This window comes from Mesorhizobium erdmanii USDA 3471, assembly GCF_000472705.1.
Classification (GTDB): domain Bacteria; phylum Pseudomonadota; class Alphaproteobacteria; order Rhizobiales; family Rhizobiaceae; genus Mesorhizobium; species Mesorhizobium erdmanii.
The window spans coordinates 627,319-646,817 of sequence record NZ_KI421453.1; the positions used below are offsets into that span (position 1 = coordinate 627,319).

At 60.8% G+C, this 19,499-nt stretch carries 18 protein-coding genes and 2 pseudogenes; 13 read left to right on the plus strand and 7 right to left on the minus strand.

The features are described 5' to 3' along the window. Positions 1-375: 375 nt before the first annotated feature. Positions 376-1,749, minus strand: coding sequence for an oxygen-independent coproporphyrinogen III oxidase (gene hemN / locus A3AU_RS0130315; RefSeq protein WP_051355506.1), 1,374 nt, complete (start codon positions 1,747-1,749; stop codon positions 376-378). Between the two features lie 138 nt (positions 1,750-1,887). Between hemN and A3AU_RS0130320 the strand changes: the two genes are divergently transcribed. Further along, positions 1,888-2,616, plus strand: coding sequence for a Crp/Fnr family transcriptional regulator (locus A3AU_RS0130320; RefSeq protein ID WP_027056238.1), 729 nt, complete (start codon positions 1,888-1,890; stop codon positions 2,614-2,616). Between the two features lie 3 nt (positions 2,617-2,619). Here the strand turns inward: A3AU_RS0130320 and A3AU_RS01000000136395 are convergent, their stop codons facing one another. Next, positions 2,620-3,072: a hemerythrin domain-containing protein gene (locus A3AU_RS01000000136395; protein ID WP_051355511.1), complete on the minus strand. Its 453-nt coding sequence runs from the start codon at positions 3,070-3,072 to the stop codon at positions 2,620-2,622. Positions 3,073-3,317: 245 nt separating this feature from the next. Here A3AU_RS01000000136395 and ccoN point away from each other — a divergent pair, with 245 nt between their 5' ends. The 9 genes and pseudogenes from ccoN (at position 3,318) to A3AU_RS0130370 (ending at position 12,242) form a co-directional block, all read left to right on the plus strand. Further along, positions 3,318-4,928: a cytochrome-c oxidase, cbb3-type subunit I gene (ccoN, locus tag A3AU_RS0130330; protein ID WP_027056239.1), complete on the plus strand. Its 1,611-nt coding sequence runs from the start codon at positions 3,318-3,320 to the stop codon at positions 4,926-4,928. A gap of 10 nt (positions 4,929-4,938) precedes the next feature. After that, positions 4,939-5,670 (plus strand): cytochrome-c oxidase, cbb3-type subunit II, encoded by a 732-nt coding sequence (ccoO, locus tag A3AU_RS0130335; RefSeq protein ID WP_027056240.1) that lies wholly within the window; start codon positions 4,939-4,941, stop codon positions 5,668-5,670. Between the two features lie 7 nt (positions 5,671-5,677). After that, positions 5,678-5,830, plus strand: a complete 153-nt coding sequence (locus A3AU_RS0130340) for a cbb3-type cytochrome c oxidase subunit 3 (RefSeq protein ID WP_027056241.1) — start codon at positions 5,678-5,680, stop codon at positions 5,828-5,830. Between the two features lie 2 nt (positions 5,831-5,832). Beyond that, positions 5,833-6,696: a cytochrome-c oxidase, cbb3-type subunit III gene (gene ccoP, locus A3AU_RS0130345; protein WP_027056242.1), complete on the plus strand. Its 864-nt coding sequence runs from the start codon at positions 5,833-5,835 to the stop codon at positions 6,694-6,696. A gap of 170 nt (positions 6,697-6,866) precedes the next feature. Beyond that, positions 6,867-8,426, plus strand: a complete 1,560-nt coding sequence (ccoG, locus tag A3AU_RS0130350) for a cytochrome c oxidase accessory protein CcoG (protein ID WP_027056243.1) — start codon at positions 6,867-6,869, stop codon at positions 8,424-8,426. Positions 8,427-8,467: 41 nt separating this feature from the next. Then, positions 8,468-8,920 (plus strand): FixH family protein, encoded by a 453-nt coding sequence (locus A3AU_RS0130355; protein ID WP_418001086.1) that lies wholly within the window; start codon positions 8,468-8,470, stop codon positions 8,918-8,920. Next, positions 8,917-11,199 (plus strand): cation-translocating P-type ATPase, encoded by a 2,283-nt coding sequence (locus A3AU_RS0130360; RefSeq protein WP_027056245.1) that lies wholly within the window; start codon positions 8,917-8,919, stop codon positions 11,197-11,199. Before A3AU_RS0130355 ends, A3AU_RS0130360 begins: the two co-directional genes overlap by 4 nt. Next, positions 11,196-11,336: pseudogene (gene ccoS, locus A3AU_RS1000000140195) on the plus strand (cbb3-type cytochrome oxidase assembly protein CcoS); the annotation flags it as partial. The gene A3AU_RS0130360 and the pseudogene ccoS, both read left to right, overlap by 4 nt. A 207-nt stretch (positions 11,337-11,543) precedes the next feature. Continuing rightward, positions 11,544-12,242 carry a CBS domain-containing protein gene (locus tag A3AU_RS0130370; RefSeq protein ID WP_027056247.1) on the plus strand — a complete coding sequence of 233 codons (699 nt, stop codon included), beginning with the start codon at positions 11,544-11,546 and terminating at the stop codon, positions 12,240-12,242. Positions 12,243-12,271: 29 nt separating this feature from the next. Here A3AU_RS0130370 and ccmE read toward each other — a convergent pair whose 3' ends face one another. The 4 genes and pseudogenes from ccmE to A3AU_RS0130390 all read right to left on the minus strand — a co-directional run bounded on the left by ccmE (position 12,272) and on the right by A3AU_RS0130390 (position 15,188). Then, positions 12,272-12,715: a cytochrome c maturation protein CcmE gene (gene ccmE / locus A3AU_RS0130375; protein ID WP_027056248.1), complete on the minus strand. Its 444-nt coding sequence runs from the start codon at positions 12,713-12,715 to the stop codon at positions 12,272-12,274. 3 nt (positions 12,716-12,718) lie between these two features. Further along, positions 12,719-13,850: pseudogene (ccmI, locus tag A3AU_RS1000000137040) on the minus strand (c-type cytochrome biogenesis protein CcmI). 147 nt (positions 13,851-13,997) lie between these two features. Next, entirely contained in the window at positions 13,998-14,291 is a 294-nt protein-coding gene (locus A3AU_RS0130385) for a DUF6455 family protein (protein WP_027056249.1), read from the minus strand. 87 nt (positions 14,292-14,378) lie between these two features. After that, positions 14,379-15,188: a universal stress protein gene (locus A3AU_RS0130390; RefSeq protein ID WP_027056250.1), complete on the minus strand. Its 810-nt coding sequence runs from the start codon at positions 15,186-15,188 to the stop codon at positions 14,379-14,381. A gap of 305 nt (positions 15,189-15,493) precedes the next feature. Here A3AU_RS0130390 and A3AU_RS0130395 point away from each other — a divergent pair, with 305 nt between their 5' ends. Further along, a complete protein-coding gene (locus A3AU_RS0130395; RefSeq protein WP_418001087.1) occupies positions 15,494-16,984 on the plus strand; it encodes a PAS domain S-box protein in 1,491 nt (496 codons plus the stop codon). Beyond that, positions 16,971-17,585, plus strand: coding sequence for a response regulator FixJ (gene fixJ / locus A3AU_RS0130400; protein WP_027056252.1), 615 nt, complete (start codon positions 16,971-16,973; stop codon positions 17,583-17,585). The genes A3AU_RS0130395 and fixJ overlap by 14 nt, the downstream gene beginning before the upstream one ends. Positions 17,586-17,590: 5 nt before the next feature. Here fixJ and A3AU_RS0130405 read toward each other — a convergent pair whose 3' ends face one another. Further along, positions 17,591-17,836 (minus strand): hypothetical protein, encoded by a 246-nt coding sequence (locus A3AU_RS0130405; RefSeq protein WP_335337261.1) that lies wholly within the window; start codon positions 17,834-17,836, stop codon positions 17,591-17,593. Positions 17,837-18,221: 385 nt separating this feature from the next. On the opposite strand from A3AU_RS0130405, the gene hemA reads away from it, so the two are divergent. Next, positions 18,222-19,499 carry a 5-aminolevulinate synthase gene (hemA, locus tag A3AU_RS0130415; RefSeq protein ID WP_027054424.1) on the plus strand — a complete coding sequence of 426 codons (1,278 nt, stop codon included), beginning with the start codon at positions 18,222-18,224 and terminating at the stop codon, positions 19,497-19,499.

The following is a 19,499-nucleotide window of genomic DNA, read 5'->3' on the forward strand; positions in this document are numbered from 1 at the left end:
GGAATTGCCTTTCGGAAGCCGGCGCGATTGGCGTCAGCGGCACGGGACGCAACGATGGCGTCGCAATTGTGCAAAAGTCATCGCAACCGCCGGCCTGATACCGGCGCGGAAGAATGGCATCATGCCTTCGCCTGGAGGCGATCGTCCGAGTTAAGCACCGTTCTAGAGGTGATAGATTGCAATTCCGTAAAGTCCGGTCGAAGTATTTCCAGTCTGGTCAGCGTGGCCGCAACACGTTTTCGCCACCGGATCCCATGGGCGCGAGCAGCTTTCTGCCGCTGGGCTGGTCCACGGACTGTCTGATTGCTGTCTTAACGCGCATAAACCCTTTGGAAATGGCGAGCTCTTCGAGCCTTCTCGGCAGAACGTCACAACTCAAACAGCCAGCGAATGCTTGCCCGCGCCATTCTCGAGATACTTGTCGAATTTCGATGCCACCACCCTGACAAGCGGGCGGCCATCAACCGGAACGATGAAATGATCGCCTTCGAGCACAAGCAGCGCGTCAGAGCCATTCGCCATGCGGCTTGCCGTGAGCAGCAGTTTCTGCCCGGCGTCGCCAAAGCGTTCGACGAGGTCGAGGGCCGAGAATGCAAAATCGCACATCAGTCGCTCGATGATCCAGCTTCTGGCAAGGTCATCGAGACTGAACGCGATGCCGCGCGCTGTCGCCAACTGACCCGAACTCACGACTTTTTCGTATTCGCCCGTGGCAACGATATTCTGCGCATAGCCTTGACGGAACTTGCTGATCGCCGAGGGACCAAGGCCGATCAGGGTGTCGCAAGCGTCTTCGGTATAACCTTGAAAGTTGCGCCGGATCTTGCCCGCGCGGGCCGAGATGGCAAGCGTATCGTCGGGCCTGGCGAAATGATCGAGGCCGACTGCTTGATAGCCGCAATCCAGGATCATCCCTGCAGCGCGTTGCGATTGCGCCAGGCGCTCGTCTGAATTGGGCAACCATGCCTCATCGATCATCGTCTGGTGTTTCTTGAACCAAGGGACATGTGCATAGCCAAACAGCGCAATCCTGTCCGGTCGCAGACTAAGCGCCTGGTTGACGGTCGCGGCGACACTATCCAGCGTCTGGTGCGGCAGACCATAGAGCAGATCGAGGTTGACGGACTTGACGCCGCGCGCGCGCACTGCGTCGACTACACCCTTTGTCGCCTCGAAGCTCTGTTCGCGGTTGATGGCTTTCTGCACTTTGGGATCGAAATCCTGCACCCCGAGGCTCGCCCTTGTCATGCCCATCCTGGCGAAAGCGTCAAGGCGGCCCTCGTCCATGTCGTTCGGATCGATTTCGACACTAAGACTGGCATCCTCAAGAAAGTCGAACCGATCTCGCAGGGCTCTTCCCAAGGCCACGATGTCGTCGGGTTTCAACATGGTCGGCGAGCCACCGCCCAGATGAACGGCGCGCACTCGACATCGACCGCGCACAATAGCGCCTACGGTGTGAATCTCCTGGTGAAGAGCCCGCAGGAAGGTCGCAACCGGGGCATAATGCCGTGTCTGTTTGGTGTGGCAGGCGCAGAACCAGCATAGCCTGTCGCAAAAAGGTATATGCAGATAGAGTGAGATCTCTTCATTGCTTTCAAGCGCTTCCATCCAGCCGCGGACTGAAATGGCGTCAATGCCGGAGTGAAAGTGCGGAGCGGTTGGATAACTGGTGTATCGGGGCACGGTCTCGGCGATGTTCGCAAGAGGCGTCGAGCGTGCTTGAATGGTGGCGGCTGTAGCTTGCATGGGCGGCAATCTGCCCGGCTCTCAGGGGCGAAGCCTTGATTTCAATCAAGCGAAGCACGGACAAACTGCCGCAACCGCATCACGCGCCAGTGATGATATCTTGACCCATTATAAACCCAGGCGACATCAGGCGACATCATGTCCATCCGACAGGACGTTCACAGTTCTGGCATCCCCGTGCTTTGCCAGTCCTGCGAAGCCCGGCACCGCGGCGTCTGCGGCGCCCTTGACGCAGACCAGCTTGTCGGACTCGCCAAGACCTCGTCGAAACACCAGGTCGAGGCGGGTGTCGAACTGGTCGGTGATGCAGAGACCGTCGGCAGCTATTCTAACGTGCTCTCCGGCGTGGTGAAACTGACCAAAAGCCTTTCCGATGGACGCCAGCAGGTTGTCGGCCTGCAATTTGCGCCGGACTTCCTTGGGCGGCCGTTCAAGGCCGAGAGCGAGATCAATGCGGAGGCGGCAACACCCGTTGCACTTTGTTCATTCCCCAAGACCGTCATTGAACGGATGATGAAGGAGTCGCCCGGGCTCGAGCATCGGCTGCTCAAGCAGGCGCTGAATGAACTCGACGAAGCACGCGACTGGATTGTGATGCTGGGCCGCAAGAGCGCCTCGGAGAAAGTTGCAAGCTTCCTTGTATTGATTGCCAGGAACATCGATCCCGCGGCGAATGCCTCTGCTCCGTCAGCAAGCTTCGACTTGCCGCTGACGCGTTCCGACATCGGCGATTTCCTCGGCCTCACGACCGAGACCGTGAGCCGTCAGCTGACCCGATTGCGCGCCGAGGGCGTGATCAGGATCGAGAACAACCGGCATGTGATTATCGATGACATGAAGCGCCTGGAGCAGCGCTGCGGCGACTGAGATTCACCGACTGGTCGGTTTGCCCGTGTCAAAAGCCCGCGTTTGAGGATCAGCGAAAATGACGCGCGGCATGACATGCTCGTGCTCGAACGCGACGTGCCGCCGCAAGCTCTCAAAAAAACCGCGAAGCATAAATCCCAGGGCTTCGGCATTCTCGACCGGACGACCGTGCCCGATTCCTAAAAGCTGTTCTGTCACTTCGTCCGCGAAGCATTCATCCTCTATGTGTTCGGTACGGAGACGTCTTATGGAAGCGAAATCGGCTTCCTGCAAAGTCAAGGCGTCTTCATATACAGGAAAAATGACCGTTTCCTCAAACAAGTGGGTGTCGCGAAGCAGAGGAACGATGCTGTTTGCCGTGACAAGGCAATTGAAGCGATCGACGTTGGGCAATGCATCGGCGATGCTCTCCAGTGCTTTGCACAGGCGCAGCTTTTCCCCATGCAAGCGCTGCATCGTCGCAACCGACGCACCCTGAACGCCCTTCCCTTTAGCCTTGGTGGGTTCTCCGCGGCGGACGCGGAGCGACGACACGTGCGGCGGTTTCCTCTTCAAACGCAGCCTCCCGATTTCACGAAGCTTCACGCTGAGCGAAGCAAAACCATCCGGCTTTGATTTGGATCAAGGCGAGCCGAGAGCGGCTGCGGAATTCATGCCCCGCGGCTTTGGCGTCCGTCAGGATTCGAAATCGGGGACTTGCGATGAAGTTTGGCACAGAGATCGTCTTACTAGGCCTATTTGCGTTTGCCGCCTTTGTGGCCGCGGGCTTCGGGGTCGATGAACCTTTCCGCCAGCACATGTGGGTGCTGTTCCTGGTGCTGCTCGGCTTCACGGCCATCTTGTTGCGCAATTCGAATTTCAAGCCGGCCGCGCCGATCGACCCTTCCGCTTACATGGATGGACCAATCCGGTACGGAACGATAGCAACGGTTTTCTGGGGCGTCGTCGGCATGTCGGTTGGCGTTGTCATCGCGTTACAGCTTGCCTATCCGCAGCTCAACATCCAGCCTTGGTTCAATTTCGGCCGCCTGCGGCCGGTTCACACCTCCGGTGTCGTGTTCGCCTTTGGCGGCAACGCCCTGCTTTGCACATCCCTCTATGTCGTGCAGCGGACCTGTCGCGCGCGTTTGTTCGGCGGCAATCTGGCCTGGTTCGTTTTCTGGGGCTACCAGCTATTCATCGTGATGGCGGCGACCGGCTATCTGCTGGGCATTACCGAAAGCCGGGAATACGCGGAGCCCGAATGGTATGTCGACATCTGGCTGACCATCGTCTGGGTCGCTTACCTGATCCTTTTCCTTGGCACCATCCTGAAGCGCAAGGAACCACACATCTACGTCGCCAACTGGTTCTACCTGTCCTTCATCATCACAGTGGCGATGCTGCATGTCGTCAACAACCTGTCGATGCCGGCCTCGTTCCTCGGCTCCAAGAGCTACTCGGCCTTCTCGGGCGTTCAGGACGCGTTGATCCAGTGGTGGTACGGCCACAACGCGGTCGGCTTCTTCCTCACCGCCGGCTTCCTCGGCATGATGTACTACTTCGTTCCCAAGCAGGCGAACCGGCCGGTCTATTCGTACCGCCTGTCTATCATCCATTTCTGGGCGCTGATCTTCCTCTATATCTGGGCTGGGCCGCATCATCTTCACTACACCGCCCTGCCCGACTGGGCACAGACGCTGGGCATGGTGTTTTCGATCATGCTCTGGATGCCTTCGTGGGGCGGCATGATCAACGGCCTGATGACGCTGTCGGGCGCCTGGGACAAGATCCGCACCGATCCGATCATCCGCATGATGGTCGCCGCCATCGCCTTCTACGGCATGTCGACCTTCGAAGGCCCGATGATGTCGATCAAGACCGTCAACTCGCTGTCGCACTACACCGACTGGACGATCGGCCATGTCCATTCCGGCGCCCTCGGCTGGGTTGGCATGATCACGTTCGGCGCGATCTACTACATGGTCCCCAAGCTCTGGAACCGCGAGCGGCTCTACTCCCTGCGACTTGTGACCTGGCACTTCTGGCTGGCGACACTTGGGATCGTCGTCTACGCCGCCGTCATGTGGGTATCCGGCATCATGCAGGGCCTGATGTGGCGCGAGTACGACGAGCAGGGTTTCCTTGTCTATTCCTTCGCCGAGAGCGTCGCGGCCATGCACCCCTATTATGTCATGCGCGCCGCGGGAGGCGCGATGTATCTCGCCGGCACCCTGATCATGGCATGGAACGTCACCATGACAATCCGCGGCCATCAGCGCCAAGAACAGCCGATGTCGGGCGCCGCGCCCGCCCTCCAGCCTGCCGAATAAGGAGCCAGACATGGGCTTGATGGACAAACACGCGATTATCGAGAAAAACGCCACGCTGCTTCTGGTCGGATCGCTGCTGGTCGTGACGATCGGCGGGATCGTCGAAATCGCGCCGCTCTTCTACCTCGACAACACGATCGAGAAGGTCGACGGGATGCGGCCGTACTCGCCGCTCGAACTCGCCGGCCGTAACATCTATGTGCGCGAAGGCTGCTATCTCTGCCACAGCCAGATGATCAGGCCGTTCCGCGATGAGGTCGAGCGCTACGGCCACTACAGCCTGGCGGCCGAGTCGATGTATGATCATCCTTTCCAGTGGGGGTCCAAGCGCACCGGCCCCGACCTGGCCCGCGTCGGCGACCGGTACTCCAATACGTGGCACGTCCAGCATCTGACCGACCCGCGCTCGGTCGTGCCGGAGTCGATCATGCCGAGTTATGCGTTCCTGAAAGACAATCCGATCGAGGTGAAGGATTTTTCGACCCACCTGGTCGCCAACAGGCGTGTCGGCGTGCCCTACTCGGACGAGATGATCGCTCACGCCAACGCCGATCTGATGGCGCAGGCGGATCCCAATGCCGACACCACCGCGTTGCTGGCGCGATATCCGAAAGCCAAGGTCGGCGATCTGGACGGAAATCCGCAACAGGTCACCGAGATGGACGCTCTTGTCGCTTACCTGCAGATGCTCGGCACACTCGTCGACTTCAAGAACTACGACGAAGCCGCCGGTTACCGTTGAGGAACAGATGATGACTTACAATTTGATGCGGGAATTTGCCGACAGCTGGGGCTTGCTTGCCATGGCGCTGTTCTTCGTCGGCTGTATAGCCTTCGCACTCCGTCCAGGCGGCAAGACGCAGGCCAACGAGGCCGCCCAGATACCGCTCAAGGACGACTGATCATGAGCAACGAGCATATCGACGAAGTGTCGGGCGTCACGACGACCGGTCATGAATGGGACGGGATCAGGGAGCTCAACAACCCGCTGCCGCGATGGTGGGTGATCACTTTCTACGTCACCATCGCCTGGGCGGCAGCCTACACGATCGCCTATCCGGCCTGGCCCATGCTGAGCTCGGCCACGAAAGGTGTGCTCGGTTATTCCTCACGCAATGAGGTGAAGTCCGAGCTGGCCGCGGCGGAAACCGCCAAGGTCAGATTCGTGACGGCCATCCAGGAAAAGTCCGTATCTGAAATAGCAGCGGATGATGCGCTGCGTGAATTCGCCGTCGCGGCAGGCGCAGCGACATTCAAGGTCAATTGCGTGCAGTGTCATGGTTCGGGGGCGCAAGGATCGAAAGGCTTTCCCAACCTGAATGACGACGACTGGCTGTGGGGCGGCAAGGCCGACCAGATTCAGCAGACGATCATGCACGGCATCCGTTTCAGCGCTGATCCAGATACAAGGATGTCGCAGATGCCTGCGTTCGCCGACATCATCACTCCCGAACAGATCACACAGGTCAGCGCCTATGTCGCCAGCCTTTCCGGTAAAGTCAAAGATTCGAGCCTTGTAGGACCCGGGGCCAAGGTCTTCGAGGAAAATTGCGTGGCCTGCCATGGCGACAATGCCAAGGGAAACAGGGAATTCGGCGCACCAGACCTGACCGATGCAATCTGGCTCTACAGGTCCGGCGAGACGGCTATCGCCGAGCAGGTCCGCTCACCCAAGCATGGCGTCATGCCGGCCTGGCTCGGACGCCTGGGCGATACCAAGGTCAAGGAACTTGCCGTCTACGTCCATTCGCTTGGCGGTGGAGAATAGGAAGCGGGGCCTCTTCTCAAAGCCCTCAACCGCCCAAGCGACGAGGCCCGGCCATGCCGGGCCTCGATTTGGTTTCGGCTCCCCGCCTTTGACCTGCATCAACGCGCCGTGGCGTCCCCTTCGGCAAGACTGATGGCAAGGTGTTGTCATTGCCGGCATTGGAGAGGCACGTGTTGGATCAGACGCAGGTGGAAAGGCTCGAGGCCGAGGCGGTGAATTCCGCCAAGACGCGACAGCCGCTCTATGCCGCGCGCAAGAAGATCTTCCCGAAGAGAGCTTCCGGCCGATTCCGCCAGTTCAAATGGCTGGTGATGGCGGTCACGCTCGGCATCTATTATCTGACGCCTTGGCTGCGATGGGATCGCGGGCCGTTCGCTCCCGACCAGGCTGTCCTGCTCGATCTGGCGAACCGCCGCTTTTACTTCTTCTTCGTCGAAATCTGGCCGCAGGAATTCTACTACGTCGCCGGCCTCCTGATGATGGCAGGCGTCGGGCTTTTCCTTGTGACATCCACTGTCGGACGCGCCTGGTGCGGCTATGCCTGCCCGCAGACAGTCTGGGTTGACCTGTTCCTGGTCGTCGAACGCGCCATCGAAGGCGATCGCAATGCCCGCATCAAGCTTGAGGCCGCGCCGTGGACCGCCCGCAAGCTCGTTCTGCGCATATCGAAGCACGCCATCTGGCTGCTGATAGCGGTGGCCACCGGTGGCGCCTGGATTTTCTATTTCGCCGATGCGCCAACACTGGCGCTGAACGTCGCAGCCGGCACCGCCGCGCCAGTTGCCTATGTGACCATCCTGGTGCTGACGGCGACGACATATACGTTCGGCGGTCTCATGCGCGAACAGGTATGCACCTATATGTGCCCATGGCCGCGCATACAGGCGGCCATGCTGGACGAGAGCTCGCTGACAGTCACGTACAATGACTGGCGTGGCGAACCCAGATCGCGGCATGCCAAGAAGGCCGTTGCCGCAGGCCAACCCACCGGTGACTGCGTCGATTGCAATGCCTGCGTTGCGGTTTGTCCGATGGGCATAGATATCCGCGACGGCCAGCAGCTTGAGTGCATTACCTGCGCGCTCTGCATCGACGCTTGCGATGGCGTCATGGACAAGCTCGGCCGAGAGCGCGGATTGATCGCCTACGCAACGCTGTCGGACTACAACGCCAACATGTCGCTGGCGACTGCCGGCGGCACCACAGCGGTCAACCCGACACTGGTCAGGACGACCGATGGGGCATTTGCCAGCAGCTTGGCGCACTTCCATTTGCGCAACATCTTCCGGCTTCGCACCTTCATCTATCTCGGCGCGTGGTCGGCGATCGGGCTGGTGCTGCTCTATTCGCTGCTGACGCGCGAACGGCTCGAGCTCAACGTTTTGCATGACCGCAATCCGCAATTCGTCACGCTCGCGGACGGCTCGATACGCAACGGCTACACCGTCAAGCTGCTCAACATGATCCCCGAGCCAAGAACGATCGAGGTCAGCCTGCAAGGCCTGCCTGGAGCCGAAATGAATGCCGTCGGCATCGATATCCCAGCGTCCCAGTCTTTCACCACGGTGGCAGAACCCGACCGCTTGAAGGTGCTCAGGGTTTTCGTGCGTCAGCCATCGGCCCAGATCACAGGCATCGCGCGGACCTTCACATTCCGGATCAGGGATCAGGCTGGCGTCGAGTCAGCCGAATATACGGCCACATTCAACGCACCGGAGACCGCCAAGTGAGCGCGCAACCACATAAAGCCCGCGAATTTACAGGCAAGCACATGCTCTTCACCATCGTCGGCTTCTTCGCGGTCGTCATCGGCGTCAACGTCACGATGGCGACGCTTGCAAACACAAGCTGGACCGGGCTGGTTGTCGAAAACAGCTATGTCGCCAGCCAGCAATTCAACCAGAAGGCCAGGGATGGGCGCGCGCAGGCGGCCCTCGGCTGGACGGGCAAATTGACCATAGCGTCCGGAAAGGTCGGCTACTCGTTGACCGACGCATCCGGCAAGCCGGTCTCGTTGCGCGCGGTAAAGATACTGTTTCGCCATCCCGCATACGAAGCCGAGGACAAGGTCGTGACCCTGGGCGCTGACACTGGGCAGGCGTTCAGTGCCCAGCACACGCCAAAGGACGGGGTCTGGATCGTCGAGATCGATGCCGATGCCGGCCTGGCTGAACCCTATCGCGATGTTCGCCGGATCATGATTGCCAAGGGAGCGATGCTTTGAGCTGCTGTGCGCCTGGCGCCGAAATGGCATTGGACTTGACTGTCGCCGCCACGCCGTCGAGCGACGAGATCAAGCTGGCGAGCCGTTCGCTTGGCGGCGATCTCCACCAGACCGACGTGTCGGTGCCGTCGGTTCATTGCGCTGCCTGCATCCACACCATCGAAACCGCGCTCGGCAAGCTTGAGCATGTCGAACGCGCGCGGGTGAACCTATCAACGAAGCGCGTATCGATCCGATGGCGTGGCGACGTGGTCCCGCCAATGTTCGCGGCGCTCGACCGCTCGGGGTATCAGGCGCACCTCTTCGATACCGAGGTGACCGGAAAGGACCGGACGCTTGCAGAGCTGATCCGCGCCGTGGCTGTTGCCGGTTTCGCTGCTGGAAACATCATGCTGTTGTCTGTCTCGGTCTGGTCCGGTGCCGAGGGCGCGACCAGGGACCTGTTTCACTGGGTTTCAGCGCTCATCGCTTTGCCTGCGCTCTTCTTTGCGGGCGGAATCTATTTTCGCTCGGCAGCGAATGCGCTGCGCCACGGGCGCATGAACATGGACGTGCCGATCGCGGTCGGTGTGTCACTGGCATACGCAATGAGCCTCTTCGAGACGATCAACCACGGCGAGCACGCGTATTTCGACGCGTCCGTGTCGCTGCTGTTCTTCCTGTTGATCGGTCGCACGCTGGACCATGTCATGCGCGAGCGTGCTCGGATGGCTGTCAACGGCCTTTCGCGGCTAGCGGCACGCGGCGCCGTGGTGTTGCGCGGTGAAGGCGGTCGCGACTACCTGCCGATCGGCGAGGTCGAACCAGGCATGCGGCTGCTGATCGCGGCCGGAGAACGGATCCCGGTCGACGGAACCATCCTCAGCGGCGCTTCGGATCTCGACTGCTCGCTCGTATCGGGCGAAAGCACGCCCAGAACAGTCGGTTCGGGATCGCATATCCAGGCCGGTATGCTCAATCTCACCGGCCCACTCACGATAACGGCGACAGCCGCGGCCAAGGATTCGTTCCTCGCCGAAATGGTCCGGTTGATGGAGGCCGCCGAAGGCGGTCGGTCGAAATATCGCAGGATCGCCGACCGCGTCTCCTCGCTCTATGCTCCGGTGGTGCACCTTGCCGCCTTGCTGACGTTTCTTGGCTGGATGGCAGCAAGCGGCGACTGGCACCAGGCGATCACGATCGCAATTGCAGTCCTCATCATCACCTGTCCGTGCGCGCTCGGCCTCGCCGTGCCGATCGTGCAGGTAGTCGCGGCGCGGCGACTGTTTGAAGCCGGCGTCATGGTGAAGGACGGTTCGGCCATGGAGCGGCTGGCCATGATTGACACGGCCGTGTTCGACAAGACGGGGACGCTGACGCTCGGGCAGCCCAGGCTGATCAATGCGTCATCGGTCGACCCGACCATGCTGGCGATCGCGGCCGATATGGCAGCGCATTCCCACCATCCCTTTTCGAAAGCAATAGCCCGTTTTGCCAGCGCGTCGGCGCAACCCAAACTCGAATCCGTCACCGAGCACCCGGGCTTGGGCATGGAAGCCTTCACTGAGGGCAACACCTGGCGTCTCGGCAGGCGCGGTTGGGCCGGCTGGAAAGCCAGAACCGGCGGCGAGGGTAAGCATGGCTATGGTGGAACGGTGCTGACGAAGAACGGGTTGATCGTCGCCACGTTCGCGTTCGAGGATGCCGTGCGCGCCGATGCCAGGCAGGCCCTGGGCATACTGAAGACAAACGGCGTGTCGATCAATATGCTGTCGGGCGACACTGCCAAGGCGTGCAGCGAAGTCGCCGGCTCTTTGGGCATCGAGCGCTATGTTCCGTCACTGCTCCCCTCCGGCAAGGTCGAATGGGTCGAGGCACTGGCGCGCGCCGGCCACAGGGTTCTGATGGTCGGCGACGGGCTGAATGACACGCCGGCACTGGCCGCCGCTCATGTCTCGATTGCGCCTGCAACGGCAGCCGATGTCGGCCGCAACATCGCCGACTTCGTTTTTCTGCGCGAGAGCCTGCTTGCCGTGCCGCTTGCGCTGGAGATCTCGCGCAAGGCCGGGCGGCTGATCCGTCAGAACCTCGCTATCGCCGTGGTCTACAACGCCATTGCCGTGCCGATTGCCATAACCGGGCATGTGACGCCGCTCATTGCGGCGATCGCAATGTCCGCCTCGTCGCTGCTGGTGATCGGAAACGCCATGCGGCTTCAGCGTTTCGCGCGGGCGGCGCCGCGTGAAAGCATGTCGCAAGGCAGACCGGCCGGCGCCAGCGTGCTGGCCCAATCTCGATGACGAGCCTCATTTACCTCATCCCGGCGGCTCTGCTTCTTGGGGCACTCGGCCTGTCGGGCTTTCTGTGGGCGTTGCGAAGCGGTCAATACGAGGACCTCGATGGCGCCGCGGAGCGCATTCTGATCGACAGCGACGACAGCGCTGGGGATACCCCCCGCTCCCAGAGTCGGATGATTTCAGATCAAGTCGACCTGAAATCTGAATCCGCTTCTAGATCAAACGGATAGAGCATGATGTCTTCCGAAAGCCGCTTCACACTTTTCGGCATCATGCTCTAGTGACTCAGATCAAAGCGATGCTGATCGGAATGCCCGAGTATCGCGCGAAGAAAGCAGGAGGTGGGCATGCAAGCCGAAGCCATAATGACAACGCCGGTGATCACGATTGACGCGACCGCCACGCTCGCCGAAGCAGTTGATCTTATGCTTTCAAGGAAGGTCAGCTGTCTGCCGGTCACGCACAGAGACGGAAGCCTCGCCGGGATTGTCAGCGAAGGCGATTTCTTGCGCCGGGAAGAACTTGGCACGCAGCGGGTTCGTCCTCGCTGGCTGCGGTTTCTCCATGGTCCCGGCAAGTTTGCCGATGACTATGTGCGCGCGAATGGACGGTTTATCCGCGAGGTGATGACCACGGAGGTCGTCTCGGCGCCTCCAGCCACATCGCTAGCGGAGATTGTCGACCTGATGATGCAGCACGACATCAAGAATGTGCCGATTGTCGATCAAGGCAAAATTGTCGGCATCATCACACGCACGGATCTGCTGCGCGCCCTGATCAACACCACGCCGAAGCCGGGCGCCACGGCGTCCGACGACGAGCAGATCCATAAGCAAATCGTCGCGGAGCTTCAGAGCCAATCATGGGGCGACGGCGACCTTATCGGGGTGAAAGTCGACAACGGCGTTGTCGAATTGACCGGAGCGATTGTCGACGAGCGTCAACGCAAGGCGGCGATCGTTGCGGCGGAGAATGTTGCCGGCGTCAGGCAAGTCAAGGACAGCCTGTTTTGTGCGGACCCCTTTTCCGTCATCCTGGTTTCATAACAGCGAAAGCCGCGCCGGAAACCCGAGCCTTATTGGGTCTTGCTTTCTTCCCACACGCCCTTGGCTTTCAGCCCCTCAGCGACTTCCTTCGGCATATAGCGCTCATCATGCTTGGCAAGCACGCTGTCGGCGACGAAGACGCCGCCCGTGCTGAACGTGCCCTCCGTGATAACGCCCTGCCCCTCTCGAAACAGATCGGGCAAGATGCCGGTATAAGTGACTTTGACGGATCTCTGCTCGTCAGTGACGGAGAAGGCGACCGTTGCCCCTTCGCCGCGCACCACGGTTCCTCGTTCGACGAGGCCACCGAGGCGAATGCGCTGGCCGGGCTGGACAGGAGCCGAGGCGAGATCCGCTGGCATATAGAAATAGGAAGCCTTCTGGCCGAGCGCATAGAAGGTGAGGCCCGTGGAGGCGCCAAGAAAGGCCAGCCCAGCCACGATCACGGACAATCGCTTCTGCTTGCGTGTCATCTCTTATTCCTTCGCCATTACGCCGAGCGAGGCGGCAAAGCCGGTGAATTTCTTGGCGTCCTCGCTGTCAGTGCCAAAGGCGGTGACGGCGCGGTGAAGCGCGTCGCGTGCCTGATCTCGCTTGCCGAGCACCGCAAAGGAACGGATAAGCCGCATCCATCCCTCCGCGTCGTGCGGGTTTTGCTTCAGCCGGTCATCAAGACCGGCGACCATGGTTCCAATCATTGCCCGTCGGTCCTGCGGCGGCATCGTTTGCGCCGCCTCGATCTGCTCAGGGCCAGGGCCACCGTCCGAGGTTCCGGCGGCGACCGCCGGTTCGGCTCCCTTCCCCAGCGCCTGCTGGACGGCGCCAAGCCAGGGAGAATCCGGCGGGAGTGTTTCCAGCATCCCTTGCCAGACGGCGTTGGCATCCGCTCTCTTGCCTTCCTGGGCTAGCCCCATGCCGAGATAGAAAGCTGCCTTGGCGTTCGCGGGATCGAGTTTAAGTCCTGTCCGAAACGCGGCTTGCGCGTCAGTTGAGACTATCCCGCCGGCGGCGTTGGCGATTGCTTCGCCGAGACCAGTCTGGCGAGCGGCGCTGTCGCCGTTAAGGCGGATGGCATTGCGATAGGCGGTCACAGCCGCGGGGAAGCGCTGCAGGCGCATATAGACCGGGGCCAGCACGTCCCAACCCTTGCCATCGGAAGGGTTTGCGGCAAGGTGGGCCTCGGCGCGGGCGATCAGCGCATCGACAGATGAACCGGTCCCTGCTCGCAAGCCGCGCTGCCAGCGGCTGCGACGGCAGATCCGGCGAGCCGAGCTTGCCGTAGAGTCCCCAGCTCACCAGAGGCACCGATAGTACGGCGACCGTGGCCACGATTTTGGCCGCGTGGGCGGGCCGTTTCGCCTCGATGCCGGTCCCCCCGGCCGCGAGGCGCAGGATTCGGCGGCCGACCTCGGCGCGCGCCTCCACGGCTTCTGCCGGCTGGATGAGGCCACGCGTCACCTCGAGGTCGAGTTCGGCAAGCTGATCGCGATAGACTTCGAGATCGTGGTCGCCTGCGGCGGGACCGCCCCTTACACCGCCAATCAGCGGCAAAAGCACCGCCAGGCAGACGCCAAGCGTGAGGGCTGCGGCTATGATCCAGAACAGCATGGTTTTTCCATTTGGGGCAGCCTTTCCGTAAAGCGCCTTTGTGGATCGGTCTCCACGGGTGCAGTTCTGCGGTGCACGGAGCTGGCGGCGTTCCGCAGATTCGACCGAATCTGCGTCAGCGATGTCGATTGCCATCCAACGTTGGCGCTAACGCTGCCCCGCAGCGAGCTGCAACCGCGCGATCAGGTCGCTGTTGCGGCAGTAGGCAGGGGGATGATTGGCATTCTGCTCATTGTCGAGCCAGGTCGAGCATTCCTCTTGATGGCCGCAAGACCGGCATCTGTCGACGGCACGATTGGTAACTTGGATCTGATCCGCAACGACCTTCAGCTGCCTGTCGACGCCGAGCTTCCGCATCATGCGGTCCATCAGAGCCGTCCGCACGTCAACTGCAATCAGGTAGTCGAGAAAACGCATGTCGCTCACTCCTTGGACCGCCATCTTAGCTGTCTTGCGCGGCGCGATAATTGATCTGGATCATTGGGATCCACGACGGCCAGATCGATTTTGCCGATCGACATGACAACCTCAGTACGACATCAGACGATTGATGCCGCTCTCCTGTACCAGCGTCCGGGTCATGCCGCCGAACGCCCACTCCCGCAATCGGCTGTGTCCATAGGCGCCGGAAACGATCAGGTCCGCGTGGATCGAGCGGGCGAACGCCGTCAGCCGTTCTCCTTCGGGCTCGCCTGAGAGAATTTCGGTTCTCGCCATGATGCCGTGATGCTCAAGATACACCGCCACATCCGCAAGGCTGTTGCGCACGTCGTCGTGTTCGCTGTCTATCGTGGCGACGATGACGTCCTTGGCCTTGGACAGAAAGGGCAAGGCATCGGCGATTGCCCTGCGCGCCTCTCGCGTGTCTTTCCAGGCAACGAGGACCGTGTTTGCCAGCATAAGCTCGCAATTGCTGGCTGCAACCAACACCGGCCTGCCGATACCGAGCACCAAGCTTCCGATATCGACGGCGCGGAAGACATTTTCGCCTTCGTCAGGGCCGGTCACGATCAAATCAGCCTGTCGGGCAGCAGCGCCGAGCAGGCGGGTGGGACTGCAAACCTGCTGCATCCATTCATTGCTGAGCGAGGTCGGAACGAGTCTTTCGAATTCGCCGTGCAGTGCGGCGAGCCGTTTTTCGATTTCGGTCCGCTGGATCTGCATGACCTCGCCTTCGTAGACCAGTCCCTCACCGGTAGAGACCAAGGGCGGTACATCCGCTGCTGCCAGGCCGATCAGATGAGCGCCAAAGCGCTCGGCAAGGGTCGCCCCGAGTTTCACGATCGGGGCTGGATCTGCGTCTACGGCAAGATTGACGATTATTGACTTGTAGGACATGAGAACTCCTGGTGCAGACATTGCTTGCATCATGAATTGCAGTGTGTGACCTGTGCTGCCTTGATGCCGGTCAAAGAGCGCGGGGTACCCACGTCGGCGTCTCGTTACAGCTCACCTCGGAGCTGGTATGCGTGTGGATTGATGGGTGCTACACCAGCCGGTGTTACCGGTTCTCGATCAAAGGGCTGCGTGTGACCAAGAAGATGCCAGTCTCATCCGACGATGATGTTGCAGCGGCGGACCTTCCCGCTGACCAGCGCGAGCAAAAGCGCGGTGTCGGGGCAGAACAAGAGCTCCTCGCCCTGATGTTCGACCAGGCTCCGGGCTTCATGACGTTGCTCAGCGAACCTGGTCATGTCTTCCAATTGACCAACGCCGCTTATCAACGCTTGATCGGTCAGCGGCTGGTCATCGGAAAATCGGTGCGGGAGGCTTTGCCCGAGCTAGACGGTCAGGGGTTCTTTGAGCGGCTCGACCAAGTGAGCGAGACTGGCGAGCCCTATGTCGGGCGCGGTGTCAAAGTCGTGCTTCGCAACGCGCACGATGGAACGACCGAGCAACGCATCCTCGACTTCGTCTACCAGCCCATCAAGGCTGGCGATGGCCATATCACGGCGATCTTCGTCCAGGGCACGGACGTCAGTGATCTTTCCTTTGCCAATGCCGCGCTGCAATTGCGGGAGGACCATCTGCGTTCAATTCTGGCCACGGTTCCCGATGCCATGGTGGTTATCGATGAGCAGGCCCGCATTCAATCTTTCAGCACGGCTGCCGAGATGCTGTTCGGCTATAAGTCAAGTGAAGTCATTGGCGTGAATGTCCGTATTCTCATGCCGTCGCCGTACCAGGAGGAGCACGATGGATACCTGCACCGGTATCTGAGCACCGGAGAGCGCCGGATCATTGGTCTTGGCCGAACCGTGACTGGCATGCGCAAGGACGGATCGACATTTCCGATGGAACTCGCTGTCGGCGAGATGCATCCGGGCACAGGCCGCTTTTTTACCGGCTTTTGTCGCGATCTCACCGAACGCCACAAGGCAGAGGCCAGGATACAGGAGCAGCAGCAGGAATTGCTGCATATGGCTCGCTTCACAGCTCTGGGCGAGATGGCTTCGACATTGGCGCACGAAATCAACCAGCCGCTGACAGCCATTACCAACTATCTCAAAGGCAGCCGCCGGCTTCTCGAAAAGAGCCAGGATGAAAACGCTGCCCTGTTGCGCGAAGCCGTGGAAAGAGCTGCCGAGCAGGCCTTGCGCGCTGGAGACGTCATCCGCCACCTTCGCGATTTCGTCGCGCGAGGCGAAAGCGAGCGCCAGGTCGAGCGTTTGACGACCATTATCGAGGAAGCCTCATCGCTGGCGCTGGTGGGCGCGAGGGAGGCCGATGTGCGTGTCAGCTATGAGCTTGACCCGGCAGCCGAACTCGTCTTGACCGATCGCATCCAGATCCAGCAGGTGTTGCTCAACCTGATGCGCAACGCTGTTGAAGCCATGGAGGGGGCGGCACGCCGCGAGTTGCGTGTCGTTACCAAAGTACGCACCGACGGAATGGCAGAAGTCAGTGTGAAAGACACGGGTCCAGGCTTGGCGCCAGAGGTATCGGCGCAGCTCTTTCAACCGTTTGTTACCACCAAGAAACAAGGTATGGGCGTCGGCCTGTCCATTTGCCGCACTATCGTCGAATCACATGGCGGTCATATCTGGACCGAACCTATGCCCGGTGGAGGAACGGCGTTCCGATTCACCCTGCGCATTGTCGAGAAGGACGAGGTTGCTAATGGCAGGCAATGAAGTCGTGCATGTCGTCGACGACGACGTGGATGTTCGCAAATCGCTGGGCTTTCTGCTGGCGACGGCTGACTTCGCAGTCCGCCTCCACGAGTCGGCCACGGCTTTTCTGGCGACATCGACAGGGGAGATCGACGGCTGCATCCTGACCGATGTGCGCATGCCCGGCATCGATGGGATCGAGTTTCTGCGGCAGCTCAGGGCTCGCGGACAGACTGTCCCCGTGATCGTCATGACGGGGCATGCCGATGTGGCGCTGGCTGTCCAGGCAATGAAGGAGGGAGCGGCCGATTTCATCGAGAAACCTTTCGACGACCAGATACTCATCGACGTCATCCGCCTCGCTCTCGACAACCGCAGCCAGATGGCGGTCGCGCATCCACAGGCCCTTGATATCCACAAAAATCTGGCCACGCTTTCTGAGCGCGAGCGTCAGGTCCTGGATGGTCTGGTCTCGGGTTTGCCGAACAAGACCATCGCCTATGATCTCGGCATCAGCCCGCGGACGGTCGAAATTCATCGCGCGAATGTCATGAGCAAAATGGGCGCCGGCAGCCTCTCGCATCTCGTGCGCATGGCGTTGATCGCCAACTCCAAGCAGTAGAGACGCTAGCCCGGCTGCTTGTTTTTAGGTTCCCAGTCACGCCAATGTGTCGGACGAATGTCGACGCGAGCGCCGTTGGTGGCGTTCTTCCAGCCTTCGCGCCCTTTCTCACAGGGAAATATGAGCGTGTGTAGGCCGTCATCATCGATGACTGCCACTTCGAGGCTACGGCCGTAGGGCGCGCTTGCGATCGGATTCCACATTAGACCATTTTGAAATATCGGCTCTTGCAGCGCTTTGATTTGAATCATTTTGGCGGCCGCCAGATTCGATTTGCGATGGTCGGATAGTGAAGCCGGCTAACCTGGCCGTGTGGCCGCCTTCGACCAGGTGACAGCGTCGTTGTGCCTTCGGCCGACCAAAAGCCGAGACCCGCGACGACGACATGTTGCCGCGAACCGCGTTCGCTTTCGACAGCGGCACCGATGCTCGACGCGGCACTCGATCCTAGTTTCAAGATCCCGATCGCAACAGTTCGCCGCGCGATTCGACTCCGGTCGCTGCTCCGATATGACGAGCACATCGCCTGGAGTTTGACCTGGCTCAATGCGAGCCTGGCGTCTCGATTGCAGAGTTGATGCCAGGCCGTTCGACCTGGTGTCGCAAACGGTCCGGTTTTTCGTTCGGGAGACTAACATGAACTACCAGCGGTTCTTCGAAGAAGCGATCGACCAGCTCCATGCGGAGCGTCGCTATCGTGTCTTCGCCGACCTCGAGCGTATAGCGGGGAAGTTTCCGCGCGCCATATGGCGTTCCAATGGCCGCGCCGAGGAAATCACCGTCTGGTGCTCCAACGATTATCTCGGCATGGGCCAGCACCCCGATGTCATCGCCGCGTTCCAGAACGCGGCCGGCAAAATGGGTTCGGGCGCCGGCGGCACCCGCAATATTTCGGGCACCTCCAACCCGCTGGTCGAGCTCGAGCATGAGCTTGCCGACCTGCACGGCAAGGAAGCGGCACTGGTCTTCACCTCCGGCTTCGTCTCCAACGAAGCCTCGATCTCGACCATTGCGCGGCTTTTGCCCAACTGCCTGATCATCTCGGACGAGTTGAACCATGCCTCGATGATAGAAGGCGTGCGGCGCTCGGGCGCCGAGAAGAAGATCTTCCGCCACAATGACATCGCGCATCTGGAAAGCCTGTTGCAGGCGGCGGGACGCGAACGCGCCAAGCTGGTCGTCTTCGAAAGCGTCTATTCGATGGACGGCGACATCGCACCGATCAGAGAGATCGTCGAGCTCGCCGAACGCTACAACGCCATGACCTATATCGACGAGGTCCATGCCGTGGGCATGTACGGCCCACGCGGTGGCGGCATCACCGAGCGCGAGGGCCTGGCCGACCGCATCGACATCATCCAGGGTACGCTGGCCAAGGCGTTCGGCACGCTGGGCGGCTACATCACCGGCACCAGCGCGGTGATCGACGCGGTTCGCTCCTATGCGCCGGGCTTCATCTTCACCACGGCGCTGCCGCCGGCGATCGCCGCCGCCACCACCGCCTCGATCCGTCATCTCAAGCAATCGCAGGCCGAGCGCGACGCGCAGCAGCAGCAGGCGAGCCGGACCAAGCAGATCCTTTCGGCCGTCGGCCTGCCGGTGATGGAGTCGCCAACCCATATCGTGCCGGTGCTGGTCGGCGACCCCGAGCTTTGCAAGATGGCGAGCGACCGGCTGCTTGGCGTGCACGGCATCTACATCCAGCCGATCAATTATCCGACCGTGCCGCGCGGCACCGAGCGGCTGCGCATCACGCCGACGCCGTTCCATTCCGACGCGTTGATCGCGGGATTGCAGGACGCGCTGGTCGAGACATGGGATGCGCTCGGCATCCCCTACGGCTCCGCCGGCCGTCCGCCCGTGGCCAAGAGCGACCGGATCGTGCCTCTGCTGGTACCCAAGTCAGGCGGCTGA

What these genes read in the sequence shown, in the direction of transcription:
- hemN (WP_051355506.1), bottom strand. Translation starts at nt 1,749, where the DNA reads ATGCAAGCTACAGCCGCCACCATTCAAGCACGCTCGACGCCTCTTGCG.
- A3AU_RS0130320 (WP_027056238.1), top strand. Translation starts at nt 1,888, where the DNA reads ATGTCCATCCGACAGGACGTTCACAGTTCTGGCATCCCCGTGCTTTGC.
- A3AU_RS01000000136395 (WP_051355511.1), bottom strand. Translation starts at nt 3,072, where the DNA reads ATGCAGCGCTTGCATGGGGAAAAGCTGCGCCTGTGCAAAGCACTGGAG.
- ccoN (WP_027056239.1), top strand. Translation starts at nt 3,318, where the DNA reads ATGAAGTTTGGCACAGAGATCGTCTTACTAGGCCTATTTGCGTTTGCC.
- ccoO (WP_027056240.1), top strand. Translation starts at nt 4,939, where the DNA reads ATGGGCTTGATGGACAAACACGCGATTATCGAGAAAAACGCCACGCTG.
- A3AU_RS0130340 (WP_027056241.1), top strand. Translation starts at nt 5,678, where the DNA reads ATGATGACTTACAATTTGATGCGGGAATTTGCCGACAGCTGGGGCTTG.
- ccoP (WP_027056242.1), top strand. Translation starts at nt 5,833, where the DNA reads ATGAGCAACGAGCATATCGACGAAGTGTCGGGCGTCACGACGACCGGT.
- A3AU_RS0130355 (WP_418001086.1), top strand. Translation starts at nt 8,468, where the DNA reads ATGCTCTTCACCATCGTCGGCTTCTTCGCGGTCGTCATCGGCGTCAAC.
- A3AU_RS0130370 (WP_027056247.1), top strand. Translation starts at nt 11,544, where the DNA reads ATGCAAGCCGAAGCCATAATGACAACGCCGGTGATCACGATTGACGCG.
- ccmE (WP_027056248.1), bottom strand. Translation starts at nt 12,715, where the DNA reads ATGACACGCAAGCAGAAGCGATTGTCCGTGATCGTGGCTGGGCTGGCC.
- A3AU_RS0130385 (WP_027056249.1), bottom strand. Translation starts at nt 14,291, where the DNA reads ATGGCGGTCCAAGGAGTGAGCGACATGCGTTTTCTCGACTACCTGATT.
- A3AU_RS0130390 (WP_027056250.1), bottom strand. Translation starts at nt 15,188, where the DNA reads ATGTCCTACAAGTCAATAATCGTCAATCTTGCCGTAGACGCAGATCCA.
- A3AU_RS0130395 (WP_418001087.1), top strand. Translation starts at nt 15,494, where the DNA reads ATGTTCGACCAGGCTCCGGGCTTCATGACGTTGCTCAGCGAACCTGGT.
- fixJ (WP_027056252.1), top strand. Translation starts at nt 16,971, where the DNA reads ATGGCAGGCAATGAAGTCGTGCATGTCGTCGACGACGACGTGGATGTT.
- A3AU_RS0130405 (WP_335337261.1), bottom strand. Translation starts at nt 17,836, where the DNA reads ATGATTCAAATCAAAGCGCTGCAAGAGCCGATATTTCAAAATGGTCTA.
- hemA (WP_027054424.1), top strand. Translation starts at nt 18,222, where the DNA reads ATGAACTACCAGCGGTTCTTCGAAGAAGCGATCGACCAGCTCCATGCG.